This window comes from Pseudomonas sp. PDM14, assembly GCF_014851905.1.
GTDB lineage: Bacteria > Pseudomonadota > Gammaproteobacteria > Pseudomonadales > Pseudomonadaceae > Aquipseudomonas.
On sequence record NZ_JACVAQ010000001.1, the window covers coordinates 1,989,138 to 2,004,840 of the forward strand.

The window sequence follows — 15,703 nt, forward strand, 5'->3', positions numbered from 1 at the left end:
CAGAAATGAACAAGGCGTGCTCATGCACGCCTTGTTCTGACCGGGCTGGCGACGAGCGGTTCAGCTCTTGATCAGCGCCTGCACGTCGGCGATGCGCGCCTGCAGCGTGGCCAGGTCGGCGCTGCGCAGGGTGGCATGGCCGACCTTGCGCCCGGCCTTGAAGGCCTTGCCGTAGTGGTGCAGGTGGCAGTCGGCGATGGCGATGACCTGCTCCACCGGCGGCACTTCGCCGATAAAGTTGAGCATGGCGCTCTCGCCAACCTTGGCGGTCGAACCCAGCGGCAGGCCGGCAACGGCGCGCAGGTGGTTCTCGAACTGGCTGCACTCGGCGCCTTCGATGGTCCAGTGCCCGGAGTTGTGCACGCGCGGGGCGATCTCGTTGGCCTTGAGGCCGCCGTCGACCTCGAAGAACTCGAAGGCCAGCACGCCGACGTAGTCGAGCTGCTTGAGCACACGGCCGACGTAGTCTTCGGCCAGTCCCTGCAGCGGGTGCGCGGTGCTGGCGATGGACAGGCTGAGGATGCCGCTGTCGTGGGTGTTGTGCACCAGCGGGTAGAAGCGCGTTTCGCCATCACGGGCACGCACGGCGACCAGCGAAACTTCACCACTGAACGGCACGAAGCCCTCAAGGATGCACGGCACGCTGCCCAGCTCGGCGAAGGCACCGACCACATCTTCCGGCTTACGCAGGACCTTCTGGCCCTTGCCGTCGTAACCCAGGGTGCGGGTCTTCATCACCGCCGGCAGGCCGATGCTGGCCACGGCGGCGTCGAGGTCGGCCTGGGACTGGATGTCAGCGAATTCCGGGGTGGGAATGCCGAGGTCCTTGAACATGCTCTTCTCGAACCAGCGGTCGCGGGCGATACGCAACGCGTCGGCGCTCGGGTAGACCGGCACGAACTGGGAGAGGAAAGCCACGGTCTCGGCCGGCACGCTTTCGAACTCGAAGGTCACCAGGTCGACTTCGTCGGCCAGCTGGCGCAGGTGCTCCTGGTCGCCGTAGTCGGCGCGGATGTGTTCGCCGAGCGCCTGGGCGCAGGCATCCGGGGCCGGATCAAGGAAGGCGAAGCCCATTCCCAGCGGAGTGCCCGCCAGGGCCAGCATGCGGCCGAGCTGGCCACCACCAATTACGCCGATTTTCATGGATCAGGCCTCGCGGGGGTCCGGGTTGTCGAGCACGGTCTGGGTCTGCTCGGAGCGGAACTGCTTCAGCTTCTCGTGGAACTGCGGGTGCTGGTGGCCGAGGATGCTCGCCGCCAGCAGGGCCGCGTTGACCGCACCGGCCTTGCCGATGGCCAGGGTGGCGACCGGGATGCCAGCCGGCATCTGCACGATGGACAGCAGCGAGTCGACGCCCGACAGCACCGCCGATTGCACTGGCACGCCGAGCACCGGCAGGTGGGTCTTGGCCGCACACATGCCCGGCAGGTGAGCCGCGCCACCGGCACCGGCGATGATCACCTGGATGCCGCGGTCCGCCGCCTGTTCGGCGTACTGGAACAGCAGGTCCGGCGTGCGGTGCGCGGAAACCACCTGCACCTCGTTGGGGATGCCCAGTTTGTCGAGCATCTCGACGGTGTGACTGAGGGTGCTCCAGTCGGATTTGGAGCCCATGATCACGCCTACCAGTGCGCTCATCGTCTTGCCTCATCTCGGTGCGCCGGGTGGCGCGACAAAAACCAACAAGCCACGCAATGGCGTGGCTTGTCTGCGATGTCAGGGCCTTGCTGAAGTCCCGCCAACGGGCGAAACCGGCCGACCCCGGGCCGGCGTGCGCTGCCGGCTAAAAAATAGCCGCGCAGTATACCGTAAAGCCGGCGCTGGCGAGCATCGGCAGCGACCGTTTATCCAGACCCCTCTTTCTACACGGGAAACCCGGCAAACATTGCTCTGGCGCAATATCTGTCAGCCACCGTGAAGCAGACTGCAACACTCTTTCACAGGGGACATCGCCATGCAGCAGACCATGAAAGCCGCCGTCGTCCACACCTTCGGCGCGCCGTTGCGCATCGAGGAAGTCAAGGTACCGCTGCCCGGGCCCGGGCAGATTCTGGTGAAGATCGAAGCCTGCGGCGTCTGCCATACCGACCTGCACGCCGCCGAAGGCGATTGGCCGGTGAAACCCAGCCTGCCGTTCATCCCCGGCCACGAGGGGGTCGGCTACGTCGCCGCGGTCGGCAGCGGCGTCACCCGGGTCAAGGAAGGCGACCGGGTCGGCGTGCCATGGCTGTACACCGCCTGCGGCTGCTGCGAGCACTGCCTGACCGGCTGGGAAACCCTGTGCCCCGCGCAGCAGAACACCGGCTACTCGATCAACGGCGGCTTCGCCGAGTACGTACTGGCCGACCCCAACTACGTCGGCCTACTACCCGAGCATGTCGGTTTCAACGAGATCGCGCCGATCCTCTGCGCCGGCGTCACCGTGTACAAGGGCCTGAAAGTCACCGGTGCGCGCCCCGGACAGTGGGTGGCAATCTCTGGGATCGGCGGCCTCGGCCACGTTGCCGTGCAGTACGCCCGCGCCATGGGTCTGCACGTGGCGGCCATCGACGTCGACGACGCCAAGCTGGAACTGGCGCGCAAGCTCGGCGCCAGCCTGACCGTCAACGCCCGCCACGAGGACCCGGCCGAAGTGCTGCAGCGCGACATCGGCGGCGCCCACGGCGTGCTGGTCACCGCGGTGTCCAACAGCGCCTTCGCCCAGGCCATCGGCATGGCCCGCCGGCGCGGCACCGTAGCCCTGGTCGGCCTGCCGCCGGGCGACTTCCCCACACCGATCTTCGATGTGGTGCTCAAGGCCATCAGCATCACCGGCTCCATCGTCGGCACCCGCGCCGACCTGCAGGAGGCCCTGGATTTCGCCGGTGAAGGCCTGGTCAAGGCGACCATCCACAGCGACTCGCTGGACAACATCAACGCGATCTTCGCGCAGATGCGTGCGGGGCAGATCGAGGGGCGAATCGTCATGCAGTTCTAGCGGCCGGCGGCGTGCGTGAGCGACCCCGTTCACGGACGCCGCCGCGAGCGCTCGCTAGACTGCGGGCCTTTCCAACCCACACAAGGATGTCGCCATGACACGGTTGTCCCTGCTGTTCGCCAGTGCCCTGCTCTCCCTCAACGCCAGCGCCCTGGAACTGGCCAAGTACCCTCAGGTATTCGACGCCGGCCAGGGCGTCAGCGTGCAACTGGCGCCCAGCGCCGACGGCAAGCAGGCGCTGATTCAGGTCAGCGGCATCAACCACCCGCTGGATGAGGTGGTGTTTCTCACCGACGCCGCCGAGCGTGGCAGCGACGAGCGTGACTACAGCACCACCCTCGACGGCCAGTCGTACAACCTGCTGCTCAAGCGCCAGGGCTGGGGTGGCGAGACCTACCAGCTGTACCTGCCGGGTACCGAAGGCTTCCAGCTGAGCTTCGACGAACAACGCAGCAAGACCAGCAAACCGAGCGCCCTGCTCGCCCTGTATGAGCAGCAGAAAGCCAAGGGCGTGCAAGCCAAGCTGGCGACCTTCGACCGTGACAAGCGCCTGCAGGTGACCCAGAGCCAGCTGCAGGAACTGGACAAGGACGCCAGCAGCGCCTGCGGCACCGCGATCACCACCCGCGTCGACTGGCCGAAGGTCAGCGATCAGCAGCTGAAGGCGCTGAGCGTCGCCAGCTACTGTGGCGAAGTCGCCAGCCAGATCGGCAGCCTGTGCCAGAACGACACGGCCTTCAAACAGCAGGCCGGCAGCATCAAGGGCGTGGAATGCCGCTTCGACCAGGCGATGAAACTGCGCGAGCAGGACGGCGTGATCCGCTTCGCCACCGCAGAAGAAGCACCCAACCAAGGTGACTTCATCAAGGCCTTCCTGCTCAACCGCTGAGTCGACCCCGTGGGGCGGTGCTCATCGCCCCATTCACTCGCCGCTGCCGACACCTTCGCCGAGCTTGCGCCACAGCAGGCGCACCGCCGCCTTGCGCTGCAGGGCGCAGCGGTACAGGCGGATCTCCAGCGGCACCTGCCACTGCTCGCCGCCACACACCACCAGCTCGCTGCGCGCCAGCTCGCCGGTCACCGACAGGCGCGGCACCCAGGCCACGCCCATGCCCTGCAAGGCCATGCTCTTCAAGCTGTCGGCCATCGCCGTTTCGTACACCGTGGTCGAGCGCAGCGCGCGCTGGCGCAGCAGCTGGTTGACCGAACGGCCGAGAAACGCGCCGGCACTGTAGGCCAGCAGCGGCACGCTCTGCCCACCGTCGAGATCGAACAACGGCTGGCCGGCGTCATCCACCGCGCACACCGGCAGCATCTCGGTGCGCCCCAGGTCCAGCGAGGGGAAGATTTCCGGCGCCAGCTGAAGCGCGGCGTCCGGGTCGTAGTAGGCGAGGATCAGGTCGCAGCTGCCCTCACGCAGGGCGTGCACCGCCTCACCGACGTTGCTCGCCACCAGCCGCGTGTTCAGCGGCAGGCCTTCGTTGCGCAGGCGCGCCATCCACTGCGGGAAGAAGCCCAGGGTCAGCGAGTGCGCGGCGGCGATCTGCAGCACCTCGCCCTGCTGGCCTTCGAGGTGATGCAGGTGGCGCACCACCTCACCAAGCTGCTCGACCAGGCTGCGCGCGGTAATCAGGAACAGCTGGCCGGACTCGGTCAGCTCCACCGGCGTGCGCGAGCGGTTGATCAGGGTCAGGCCCAGCGCCGCTTCCAGGCTGCGGATGCGCCGGCTGAAGGCCGGCTGGGTAACGAAGCGACGCTGCGCCGACTGCGAGAAGCTGCGCGTGGCGGCGAGGCTGACGAAATCTTCCAGCCATTTGGTTTCCAGGTTCATCTCTCTCCCCTTATTGACCCGCACACCCTATGCGCTCACGCCGCCGGCGCGGAGCGCCTGAGGCTGCATTCCCACGCGGAGCGTGAGAACGATCGGTTGCCGGTATGCGGCACCCTGTACTCCTGGCTTTCGAGTGCCACTCGGGCCGGCTGCACGTTTGAAATTATGCACGCGCGACATTCATCCCGAGTCACGGCGACATTATGCCGTTCGTGCATACCATAGCGTTTAACAGCATTGGCCGAAAGATGAGTGAAAGGCAGAGCATATGGCCATCGCGGCACTTGCCGCACTCTCAGCGAGAACCTCTCGATCATGTCCCCTGTTGCATCATCGCGTATCGAAAAAGACCTGCTCGGCACCCTGGAAGTCCCTTCCGACGCCTACTACGGCATCCAGACGCTGCGCGCCGTGCAGAATTTTCGACTGTCCGGCGTGCCGCTGTCGCATTACCCGAAGCTGGTGATCGCCCTGGCCATGGTCAAGCAGGCCGCCGCCGACGCCAACCGCGAGCTGGGCCATCTCTCCGCGGCCAAGCACACGGCGATCAGCACCGCCTGCGCGCGCATCATCCAGGGCGAGTTCCACGAGCAGTTCGTGGTCGACATGATTCAGGGCGGTGCCGGCACCTCGACCAACATGAACGCCAACGAGGTGATCGCCAACATTGCCCTGGAAGCCATGGGTTTCGAGAAGGGCGAGTACAAGCACCTGCACCCGAACAACGACGTGAACATGGCGCAGTCGACCAACGACGCCTACCCGACTGCCATCCGCGTCGGCCTGCTGCTCGGCCATGACGCCCTGCTGCTGAGCCTGCACAAGCTGATCCAGTCGCTGGCCAGCAAGGGCCTGGAGTTCGGCCACGTGCTGAAGATGGGCCGCACCCAGCTGCAGGACGCCGTGCCGATGACCCTTGGCCAGGAATTCCGCGCCTTCGCCACCACCCTCGGCGAAGACCTGCAACACCTCAAGCTGCTCGCCCCGACCCTGCTCACCGAGGTCAACCTCGGCGGCACGGCGATCGGCACCGGCATCAACGCCGACCCGAAATACCAGCAACTGGCCGTCGAGCGCCTGGCGATCATCAGCGGTCACCCGGTAACGCCGGCTGCCGACCTGATCGAAGCCACCTCGGACATGGGCGCCTTCGTGCTGTTCTCCGGCATGCTCAAGCGCACCGCGGTCAAGCTGTCCAAGCTGTGCAACGACCTGCGCCTGCTCTCCAGCGGCCCGCGCACCGGGATCAACGAGATCAACCTGCCGCCGCGCCAGCCGGGCAGCTCGATCATGCCGGGCAAGGTCAACCCGGTGATCCCCGAGGCGGTCAACCAGGTGGCGTTCGAGATCATCGGCAACGACCTGGCGCTGACCATGGCGGCCGAGGGCGGCCAGCTGCAGCTCAACGTCATGGAGCCGCTGATCGCCTACAAGATCTTCGACTCGATCCGCCTGCTGACCCGCGCCATGGATATGCTCCGCGAGCTGTGCATCGACGGCATCAGCGCCAACGAGGCGCGCTGCCGCGAGCTGATGGAAAACTCCATCGGCCTGATCACCGCGCTGAATCCCTACATCGGCTACGAGAACTCCACGCGCATCGCCAAGACCGCGCTGGAAACCGGACGCAGCGTGCTGGAGCTGGTGCGCGAGGAGCAGCTGCTCGACGAGGCCATGCTCGCCGACATCCTGCGCCCGGAAAACATGATCGCCCCGCGCCTGGTACCACTCAGCGCCACGGCCTGATCCGCACATCGACCAAGGGGCACCCTCGCCCCTTACTCCTCAGGGATGGCCTCGGCCATCCTTTTTTTTGCCCGGCGCTTCAGCGCTCCAGGCCAAGGCGCTGGTGCCAGTCGGCGATGGATTCCGCGGGATAGCCGTCGAACAACTGGTCGCCCGCACGCTCGTCGACCTCGACCCAGGGCGCCCTGGAATCCAGCAACAGGTGGGTGTGCTCCGGCGGCACCGGCAGGGGCGTGTCGATGGCCGAGGCGAACGGATGGATCAGCGCCGGCCACTCCGGGCTGAACAGCCACAGGCCGCTGCCGCAGTGCCGGCAGAAGTGCCGTTCGGCGCTGCTGGCGTGGGCGCGCTTGGCGCCCTTGGGCTTGAGCCGGGCGTGATAGACGGTGATGTGCGTGCGCCCGCGCACCTTGAGGCTCTTGGCGTCACCGGAAAGGTTGATCGCATACCCGCCGCCGCCCTGGGTCTTGCGGCAGATCGAGCAGTAGCAGCGCTGGTACGGATAGGGATGGGCGCTGGTCAGGCTGAACGTGACCGCGCCGCAGTGGCAGGAACCTTCGAGCAGCATGGCGACCTCCGGCGACTGGGTGAGGTCTTCTAGACCCTCGTCGTCGCCGTTTTGCCGCGAGTTGCTGACCGGCGGCTATTCGATCTCGAACAGGCCGTGGCGGATCTGCGCGCCGGCCAGGCGCTGACGGATGTCGTCGTCGATGCGCGGGTCGTCCGGGCGATAGAGCATCACCTGGCGATAGGCGCTGACCCGGTTGATTTCCGCGCCGAGGTATTCCCAGACCACGCGGGTGCAGGCCGGAGTACGGCGGTCGCCGCTGGACACCCCGGTCTTCAGGCCGTTGAGGCGGGTGATGCGGCTCTTGAAGCTGGGGATGAGGATGGTCTGGCTCATCTCGTTGCCGGTCAGCGACTCGTAGTCCATGAGGAACAGGCGGTCCTGCAGGTAGAACGCCGCACCCAGGTAGCGACAGCGCACCCAGTCCTCGGCCTCGCCGCCGCGCGCCCGTTCCTGGCGCTCCTGGCGCTCGAACAGGTAGTCGCCGCGCTCCTCGCGCACCTGCACCAGCGACAGCAGGATGTGGCCCGGCACCGACATGCAGTTGGCGTATTCGAAGTAGTAACCGCAGTAGCGCTCCAGGCCGCTGGAGCTCTCGCGCAGCGGCTGGAACAACTCCAGCAGCGCATCGCGGCCCTGCGCCGGCGCATGGCCGCTGCTGCGCGCGCCGATCAGGCGGGTGAACTGCTCCGGCGGCTGGCCCAGCTCATAGTCCTCGACGCCGAAGAAGTCGCAGATGCGCTTGAGGTTGTAGGCGGTCGGCCGGCTCTGCCCGCTGAGGTACTTGTTGAACTGCGCGCGGTTGATCGCCAGCTTGCGGCACACCTCGGCAATCGAGCGGTAGTGGCTGCAGAGCAGCTTGAGGTTGTCGCCGAGGTATTCCGACATGGGGCCAGCCAGGTTGATGCGAGTGATGCAACTCTAGCATCAACTCGCGCCATATCACCGCAACTTGCGGAATTGTTCCAGTTCACGCCTTGTCCAACCATGCCCAGGCTTACCGGTGGACCGGCCCTGTCCGGGTGCCAAGGCTTCCATCGTTCCAATAACAAGATCCATCCGCTCAGGTGCACTGCCATGCTCGACCTTCTCAACGACCTGCTTTGGAGCAAGGTCCTCATCGTCGCCCTCGTTGGTCTCGGTCTGTATTTCTCGCTCCGCTCGCGCTTCGTGCAATTTCGCTACTTCGCCGACATGTTCCGCATCTTTGCCGAAGCCTTCCAGCGCCAGCCGGGCCAGCTCAGCTCGTTCCAGGCGCTGATGCTCTCCGTGGCCGGGCGCGTCGGCGCCGGCAACATCGCCGGCGTCGCCGTGGCCATCATGCTCGGCGGGCCAGGCGCGGTGTTCTGGATGTGGCTGGTCGCGCTGCTCGGCATGGCCACCAGCTATTTCGAATGTTCCCTGGCCCAGCTGTACAAGCGCCGCGAGGCGGACGGTACCTACCGTGGCGGCCCGGCCTTCTACATCCTGCACGGTCTGGGTCAGCGCTGGCTGGCGGTGATCTTCTCGATCCTGCTGCTGGTCACCTTCGGCTTCGGCTTCAACGCCGTGCAGGCGTACACCGTAGCCACCTCGCTGCATGACACCTTCGGCCTGCCGACGTACGCCAGCGGCCTGGCGCTCGTCGGCGTGATCGCCCTGATCATCTTCGGCGGCATCAAGCGCATCGCCAGCATGGCCGACGTGCTGGTGCCGATCATGGCGTTCTCCTACATCGGCATGGCGCTGGTGGTGCTGGGCATGAACATCGCCGAAGTGCCGGCAACCCTGGCACTGATCGTCAAGAGCGCCTTCGGCCTGGAGCCCGCATTCGCCGGTGGTATCGGCGCGGCCATTCTGATGGGGGTCAAGCGCGGCCTGTTCTCCAACGAAGCGGGCCTGGGCAGTGCACCGAACGTCGCCGCCGTGGCGGAGGTCAAGCACCCGGCCGCCCAAGGCATCGTGCAGTCGCTCAGCGTGTTCATCGACACCATTCTGGTATGCACCAGCACCGCGCTGATCATCCTGCTGTCCGGCGTCTACCAGCCGGGCAGCGAAATGGCCGGCGTGGTCCTGACGCAGACGGCCATGGCCGCCTCGGTCGGCGAATGGGGCCGCGTGTTCGTCAGCATGGCGCTGCTGCTCTTCGTCTTCACCACCCTGGTGTACAACTACTATCTCGGCGAGAACGCCCTGGGTTTCTTCAGCAGCAAGCGCTGGCTGGTGCAGGTCTACCGTGTGCTGGTGATCGCCCTGGTGCTGTGGGGCTCGATGCAGGACCTGTCCACCGTGTTCGGCTTCGCCGACGTGACCATGGGCCTGCTGGCACTGGTCAACCTGACAGCGGTATTCCTGCTATTCAAGACCGGCCTGCGGCTGATGCGCGACTACGATGGCCAACGCAAGGCGGGCGTTCAGTCCCCTGTTCTCGACCCACGTGACTATGCCGACCTGGACCTCGACCCGGCCGCCTGGCCGATTCGCCAGAACGCCGGCGTCGAGCGTGCCGAGATAGGCCACAGCGTGCATCAGCGCTGAGCCCGTATGCGTTCCAGCAAAGGGGGCTGCGGCCCCCTTTTTGCTTGATCTACGGCGGCGATTGCTCGTTACACTGAGGTTCGCCCGCAGTCTGCTCTGCCGCCCACAGGAGTCCCTCGCATGTCCGTCGAAATCCGCCCCGTCAGCGCCGCCGACCACGCCGCCTGGCTGCCGCTGTGGCAGGGCTACCAGCGTTTCTACAACACCACGATCGCCGCCGAGACCACGGCCGTGACCTGGCAGCGCTTCCTCGATCCAGCCGAACCGATGCACGCCGCCCTCGCCTGGCAGGATGGCGTGGCCATCGGCCTGGTGCACTTCATCTTCCACCGCTCCTGCTGGACCGTGGGCGACTACTGCTACCTGCAGGACCTCTACGTCGCCGACACCGTGCGCGGCGGTGGCGTCGGCCGCGGGCTGATCGAGCATGTCTACGCTCAGGCCCAGGCCGCCGGCGCCAGCCGCGTGCACTGGCTGACCCAGGCCGACAACGCCCAGGCGCGCCTGCTGTACGACCGCATCGCCAGCAACTCCGGCTTCATCCAGTACCGCCATTTGTTCGCCTGAATCACGGAAGACCGCCATGACCCCGTCGCAGAACCTGCTGGTGCTCTACACCGGCGGCACCATCGGCATGCAGATGACCGACGCCGGCCTCGCCCCGGCGTCCGGCTTCGAGGCGCGCCTGCGCGCCGAGCAGTTCAAGCACCCGCAGCGCGCCGTGCCCCCATGGACCTTCGGCGAGCTGCTGCCACCGCTCGACAGCGCCAACATGACCCAGGCCAACTGGCTGGCCATGCGCGACGCCATCGTCGCCGGGGTGGATGCCGGGCATGACGCGGTGCTGGTGCTGCACGGCACCGACACCCTGGCCTACAGCGCTGCGGCGCTGTCCTTCCTGCTGCTCGGCCTGCCGGTGCCGGTGCTGCTGACCGGCTCGATGCAGCCAGCGGGCGGCGCCGGCAGCGACGCCTGGCCCAACCTGTTCGGCGCCCTGGACGTGCTCGCCCAGGGCGTGGCGCCCGGCGTGCATGTGTACTTCAACGGCAACCTGCTGCACGGCGCCTGCACCAGCAAGCTGAAAAGCGAGGCCTTCGACGCCTTCGTCGAGGCGCAGCGCCTGCGCCGCGGGGTCAAGGCCGAGCACCTGCCGCCGGCACTCGACTACCGCCAGCCGCGCCAGCCGGTGACACTGGCCGTGCAGCCGCTGTTCCCCGGCCTGGCCGCCGAGCAGCTGCGCGCCGTGCTGGCCAGCGGCGTGCGCGGCCTGCTGCTGGAGTGCTACGGCAGCGGTACCGGGCCGACCGCCGATGGCGAATTCGTCAGCGTACTGCGTGACGCGCATGCCGCCGGCGTGGTCATCGCGGCGATCAGCCAATGCCCACAGGGGCATGTCGAATTCGGCATCTACGCCGCCGGCAGCCAGCTCGCCGCCGCGGGCGTCATCAGTGGCGATGGCATGACCCGCGAGGCCGCCCTGGGCAAGCTGTTCAGCCTGCTCGGCGCCGGTCTAGACCAGGCCGAGACGGAGCGCTGGTTCTGCCTCGATCTGTGTGGCGAACAGGCCGACAGCTAAGACCTGACGAGCCGCCACCGCGGCTCGCTCAAGTCGTCAGAAAAGCTTCAAATCCCCGTCACATGCACGGGGCATAGTCGCTGGCTTTAACCTCCAACGACTGGTGCCCAATGCCTCTGCACAACCCGCTGCTGCGCCCACTTCCCCTGGTCATCGCCCTGCAGGCGGCCCTGCTCGCTCACGCTCACGCAGCCCCTGCCACCTTTCCCGTCACTTCCGGCACGACCATCACCAGCCGCCAGGACCTGGCAGGCGTCGGCGTGGTCGAGCAGGGCGGCGCTTTCAGCGTTGCGGGCAACAACGAGGCGATAAAGGTGCTGACCGGCGCCTCGACCCTGGACAACTACGGCAGCATTCGCCAGATCGGCAGCGGGCGCGCCATCGACGCCAATGCCAACGGCACGCAACTGACCATCACCAACCACGCCGGCGCGGTGGTCGACGCCGTTGGCAACGTCGCCATCCGCATCGGCAAGGCTGACGGCCAGTTCCTGATCGACAATCAAGGCACCATTTCGCAGAGCGGCACCCGCATCGGTGGCGAACGGGCGATCAAGGCCGACGCCGACTACAGCAGCACGGGCAACCAGATCATCAACGGCTCCAGCAACAACAACGCCGCGATAATCAGCTCCACCGGCAACGACGCCCTGCGCGTGGGCAGCAACGTCACCCTGAGCAACTACGGCAGCATCGTCTCCACCGGCCTGGTCAACACCAGCTGCCCGGACTACATGCCGACCTGCACCGAAGACGACTTCTCCGCCGCCGACGGCGTGGCCATCCAGGATTCGAGCCGCAATGTGGTCATCCTCAACCGCGGCAGCATCAGCGGCCCGCGCCACGGCATCGACGGCGGCAACCCGCTGGACGCGGTTGCCGATAGCAACCTGTTCGGCCTGGACCAGCTGGTCATCACCTCGATCGGCCCTAATGGCGTGACCTTCGACAAGGTCGTCGACGGCGTTACCAGCCACGGCATCAACATCCTCAACCCGGTGGTGATCAACTACGCCGGCGGCGAGATCACCGGCCACAACGGCTCGGGCGTCGGCTTCGACGGCCACGGCGTGGTGATCAATCACGGCACCATCACCGGCGATTACGCCGGTGCCGGCAACGTCTTCGACCACCAGAACCTCGGCACCACCAGCAGCAACGGTGACGGCGACGGCGTCGACATCGACGGCATGGCCTACATCGAGAACCACGGCGTGATCCAGGGCATCGGCGCCGGCGGTTTCGATTCCGGTGGCAACGCCAACGGTGCCGATGGCATCGCCGCCGGTGGCGGCACCATCATCAACCACGCCGGCGCGCGCATCTTCGGCCAGGCCAAGGGCATCCTCATCGACGACGGCGCCAGCGGCAGTGGCAGCCCGACCGGGCGCGGCACCGTCGATGCCAATGGCGGGGCGGCACGCATCAGCAATGCCGGCGAGATCATCGGTGCCGACGAAGTGGCCATCGGTCTGGTCGGCGATTACGACGATCGCCTGTTCAACCTGGCCGGCGGGGTGATCCGCGGCGGCGCTGACACCACCCGCGTGGACCAGAACAACAGCAGCACCGCCGCAGCCGCGGTGCAGATGGGGGCGGGCGACGACATACTGCTCAACGCCGGCCTGATCGAGGGCGAGAACGGCCTGGCCGTCGACCTCGGCGAGGGCGATGACCGACTCTATGTCCTCGCCGGTGCCAGCTTCATCGGCCTGGTCGACGGCGGTGCCGGCAACGACCTGGTAGAGCTGGACGACAGCCTCGGCGGGCAGTTCGGCAACAGCAGCAACTTCGAACTGCTGCGGGTCAGCCAGGGCGCCTGGACCGTGAACAGCGACGACTTCAGCCTCGGCGCCGACGTGCTCAGCGGCGCCAGCCTGCGCAATGCCGGCACAATTCGCGGTGACGTGCTGGTCGCCAGTGGCGGCGCATTCGGCGGTGGCCAGATCGGCGGCGACCTCTACCTCGCTGGCGGCTCGACCCTGCTGCTGGACATCGCTGCCGACGGCAGCCACAACTCGACCCAGCTCAACGGGCGCGCGTTCATCACCGACGCCACCCTGCACGTGGTCGCCGGTGCTGGCGACTACCCGCGGCAGAGCCAGTACAGCGTGCTGCAGGCCGGCGGCGGCATCGACGGCCGCTTCGCCAGCGTCAGCAGCAACTTCGCCTTCCTCACGCCAACGCTGAGCTACGGCACCAACAGCGTGACCCTCGACATGCTGCGCAACGACCAGGCTTTTGCCGACGTCGCCCAGTCCGGCAACGGCCGCAACGTCGCCGACAGCCTGCAGAGCCAGGGCAGTGGCGAGCTGTACCAGGCCCTGCTGACCAGCAGCGAAGCGGAGGCGAGCAAGGCCTTGGAACAGCTCGCCGCCAGCAGCAACGCCAGCGCCGCAAGCGTCAACCAGGCCAGCACCGCGCAGATCGGCGGCGCCATGCTCGGCGCCATGCAGCAGCTTGGAGGCAGCAGCAACCTGCAGGCCGCTCTGTTGCGTGAGGATGCGCCGCAACTGGCCGCCACCGGCGTACCGCAGGAAGCGCGCAACCTCACCGACAGCCGCGCCGCCGGCCGCCTGTGGCTGCAGGGCCTGGGCAGCCACGGCCGCATCGACGGCAACGCCGGTGTTGCCGATGTCAGCCAGGACACCCAGGGCGCGCTGCTCGGCGCCGACTGGTCACTGGGCTCGGCCTGGCGCCTGGGCGTGCTCGGCGGCTACTCGCGCAGCGACGTGGACGCCGGTCGTGGCGCATCGAGCGACATCGACAGCCTGCACCTGGGCCTCTATGCCGTGCACCAGAGCGGCCCACTCGCCCTACGCCTGGGCGCCGCGTACAGCCAGCATGACAACAGCGGCAAGCGCCGGGTCGAGTTCAGCGGCTTCAGCGACAACCTGCGCAGCGACTTCGATGCCGACAGCCAGCAGGCCTTCGCCGAACTCGGCTACCAGCTGACTGCCGGTCGCCTGCTCGCCGAACCCTTCGCTGCACTCGGCTACCAGCGCTACAGCCACGAGGCCTACTCGGAGAAAGGCGGCGCCGCAGCGCTGCGCGTCGAGGAGCAGGACCAGGACAACCTCAGCAGCACCCTCGGCGTGCGCCTGGCGCACCTCGCCAGCCTGGATAACGGCAGGAGCCTGACCCCGCGCCTGAGCGTCGGCTGGCGCCACGTCTACGGCGACATCGACAACAGCGCGCGGCAATCCTTCCTCAGCGGCGGCAACGCCTTCAGCGTCGAAGGCACCGCGCTGGACCGCGACAGCCTGCTGCTGCAGGCCGGCCTCGATCTCGGCATCAGCCGTACACAAAGTGTGGGCCTGAGCTACAGCGGTGAAATGGGCAGCGACGCGCAGAACCATGCGCTGCTTGCCGAGTGGCAATTGCGCTTCTGAGCCACGGCGGGCAGGCCACGCGCCTGCCCGCCCGTCTCCCTCGTGCGTACCGAGGCATGCTTCTTGCGTCGTTTATCGGCCTGTTCATCGCCGAAAACGCTCATGCTGCATTCGCACCTGACCACCCTGCACTCCATCGCCCTGATCCTCCAGCTGCTCGGCGACGAGGATGGCGACAGCGCCGAAGCCCTGCTGGCCGGCAGTGGCATTCGCCTGGCCGATCTGCAGCACCCGGACATCCGCATCACCACCGCGCAGGAGATGCGCGTGTGCGCCAACGCCCGCGCGCGCTGCCAGGCGCTTGGCCTGCTGCTTGGCCAGCGCATGCACGTGTCGTCCTATGGGCTGCTCGGTTACACCCTGCTCTCCAGTGCCACCTTGGGTGACGCCCTCAACCTGGCGCTCGACTACCCGGCCCTGCTCGGCACCTACTTCGAACTCAGCCTGCAACGCGACGGCGACCTGGTCTGGCTGCAGGCCGACGGCTACCGCGACCTCAGCGAGCTGGAAACCTTCAGCGCCGAGTTCTGCCTGGCCTCGCTGCGGCTGATCTGCGACGACCTGCTCGGCCGCCGCCTGCCGCTGCGCGAAGCCCGCTTCCGCCATGCCCGCCCGGACTACGAGAAGGCCTACGTCGCCAGCTTCGCCTGCCCGCGCCGCTTCGATGCCGAACGCAACGCCTTCGGTTTCGACGCCAGCTGGCTGGAGCAGCGCCTGCCGCTGGCCGACCCGGTGACCCACCGCGACATGCGCGAGCGCTGCCGCCAGCTCAACAGCGAATTCGTCCATCGCCAGGCCTGGGTCACCCGCTGCCGTCAGCTGCTCGCCAGCCAGCTGCAGGAGCCACCGGCGCTCGATGAACTGGCGCGGCAGCTGGCCTGCTCTCCGCGCACCCTGCGCCGCCACCTGCACGATGCCGGCAGCAGCTACCAGACCCTGCTCGACGAACTACGCTACGAACGGGCCCGCGATCTGCTCGGGCAGGCCCTGCCGATCAACCATATCGCCGAAGTCATGGGCTACAGCGAGACCGCCAGCTTCCGCCACGCCTTCCAGCGCTGGAGCGGTCTGTCGCCCAGTCGCTTCCGCGCCTGAT

General features: G+C 67.2%; 13 protein-coding genes. 8 read left to right on the forward strand and 5 right to left on the reverse strand.

What is annotated here, in order from left to right; translation table 11 throughout:
* Nucleotides 1–60 precede the first annotated feature (60 nt).
* Nucleotides 61–1,143, reverse strand: a complete 1,083-nt coding sequence (locus IB229_RS09420; RefSeq protein WP_192327417.1) for a 5-(carboxyamino)imidazole ribonucleotide synthase — start codon at nt 1,141–1,143, stop codon at nt 61–63.
* Nucleotides 1,144–1,146: 3 nt separating this feature from the next.
* Nucleotides 1,147–1,638, reverse strand: coding sequence for a 5-(carboxyamino)imidazole ribonucleotide mutase (gene purE, locus IB229_RS09425; protein WP_192327420.1), 492 nt, complete (start codon nt 1,636–1,638; stop codon nt 1,147–1,149).
* Nucleotides 1,639–1,948: 310 nt separating this feature from the next.
* Between purE and adhP the strand changes: the two genes are divergently transcribed.
* Complete coding sequence (adhP, locus tag IB229_RS09430) at nt 1,949–2,977, forward strand: alcohol dehydrogenase AdhP (RefSeq protein WP_192329355.1); 1,029 nt, start codon at nt 1,949–1,951, stop codon at nt 2,975–2,977.
* 94 nt (nt 2,978–3,071) lie between these two features.
* Complete coding sequence (locus IB229_RS09435) at nt 3,072–3,866, forward strand: hypothetical protein (protein WP_192327423.1); 795 nt, start codon at nt 3,072–3,074, stop codon at nt 3,864–3,866.
* A gap of 33 nt (nt 3,867–3,899) precedes the next feature.
* On the opposite strand, the gene IB229_RS09440 is transcribed toward IB229_RS09435, so the two are convergent.
* Nucleotides 3,900–4,808: a LysR substrate-binding domain-containing protein gene (locus IB229_RS09440; RefSeq protein WP_192327426.1), complete on the reverse strand. Its 909-nt coding sequence runs from the start codon at nt 4,806–4,808 to the stop codon at nt 3,900–3,902.
* 315 nt (nt 4,809–5,123) lie between these two features.
* Here IB229_RS09440 and IB229_RS09445 point away from each other — a divergent pair, with 315 nt between their 5' ends.
* On the forward strand, nt 5,124–6,554 hold the full coding sequence (locus tag IB229_RS09445; protein WP_192327429.1) for an aspartate ammonia-lyase: 1,431 nt from the start codon (nt 5,124–5,126) through the stop codon (nt 6,552–6,554).
* A 79-nt stretch (nt 6,555–6,633) separates the two neighbouring features.
* Here the strand turns inward: IB229_RS09445 and IB229_RS09450 are convergent, their stop codons facing one another.
* Both IB229_RS09450 and IB229_RS09455 read right to left on the reverse strand, forming a co-directional pair.
* Complete coding sequence (locus IB229_RS09450; RefSeq protein ID WP_192327432.1) at nt 6,634–7,122, reverse strand: GFA family protein; 489 nt, start codon at nt 7,120–7,122, stop codon at nt 6,634–6,636.
* A gap of 75 nt (nt 7,123–7,197) precedes the next feature.
* Nucleotides 7,198–8,010 (reverse strand): helix-turn-helix domain-containing protein, encoded by an 813-nt coding sequence (locus IB229_RS09455; RefSeq protein WP_192327435.1) that lies wholly within the window; start codon nt 8,008–8,010, stop codon nt 7,198–7,200.
* A 189-nt stretch (nt 8,011–8,199) separates the two neighbouring features.
* On the opposite strand from IB229_RS09455, the gene IB229_RS09460 reads away from it, so the two are divergent.
* The 5 genes from IB229_RS09460 to IB229_RS09480 all read left to right on the forward strand — a co-directional run bounded on the left by IB229_RS09460 (nt 8,200) and on the right by IB229_RS09480 (nt 15,702).
* Nucleotides 8,200–9,639 carry an alanine/glycine:cation symporter family protein gene (locus IB229_RS09460; RefSeq protein ID WP_192327438.1) on the forward strand — a complete coding sequence of 480 codons (1,440 nt, stop codon included), beginning with the start codon at nt 8,200–8,202 and terminating at the stop codon, nt 9,637–9,639.
* A gap of 120 nt (nt 9,640–9,759) precedes the next feature.
* Nucleotides 9,760–10,206 carry a GNAT family N-acetyltransferase gene (locus IB229_RS09465; protein ID WP_192327442.1) on the forward strand — a complete coding sequence of 149 codons (447 nt, stop codon included), beginning with the start codon at nt 9,760–9,762 and terminating at the stop codon, nt 10,204–10,206.
* Nucleotides 10,207–10,222: 16 nt separating this feature from the next.
* The gene (locus IB229_RS09470; protein WP_192327445.1) at nt 10,223–11,215 is read left to right on the forward strand and encodes an asparaginase; all 993 of its coding nucleotides are present in this window, start codon (nt 10,223–10,225) and stop codon (nt 11,213–11,215) included.
* Nucleotides 11,216–11,325: 110 nt separating this feature from the next.
* Nucleotides 11,326–14,607 carry an autotransporter outer membrane beta-barrel domain-containing protein gene (locus tag IB229_RS09475; protein ID WP_192327447.1) on the forward strand — a complete coding sequence of 1,094 codons (3,282 nt, stop codon included), beginning with the start codon at nt 11,326–11,328 and terminating at the stop codon, nt 14,605–14,607.
* A 102-nt stretch (nt 14,608–14,709) separates the two neighbouring features.
* Nucleotides 14,710–15,702: an AraC family transcriptional regulator gene (locus IB229_RS09480; protein ID WP_192327450.1), complete on the forward strand. Its 993-nt coding sequence runs from the start codon at nt 14,710–14,712 to the stop codon at nt 15,700–15,702.
* The last annotated feature ends 1 nt before the right edge of the window (nt 15,703 follow it).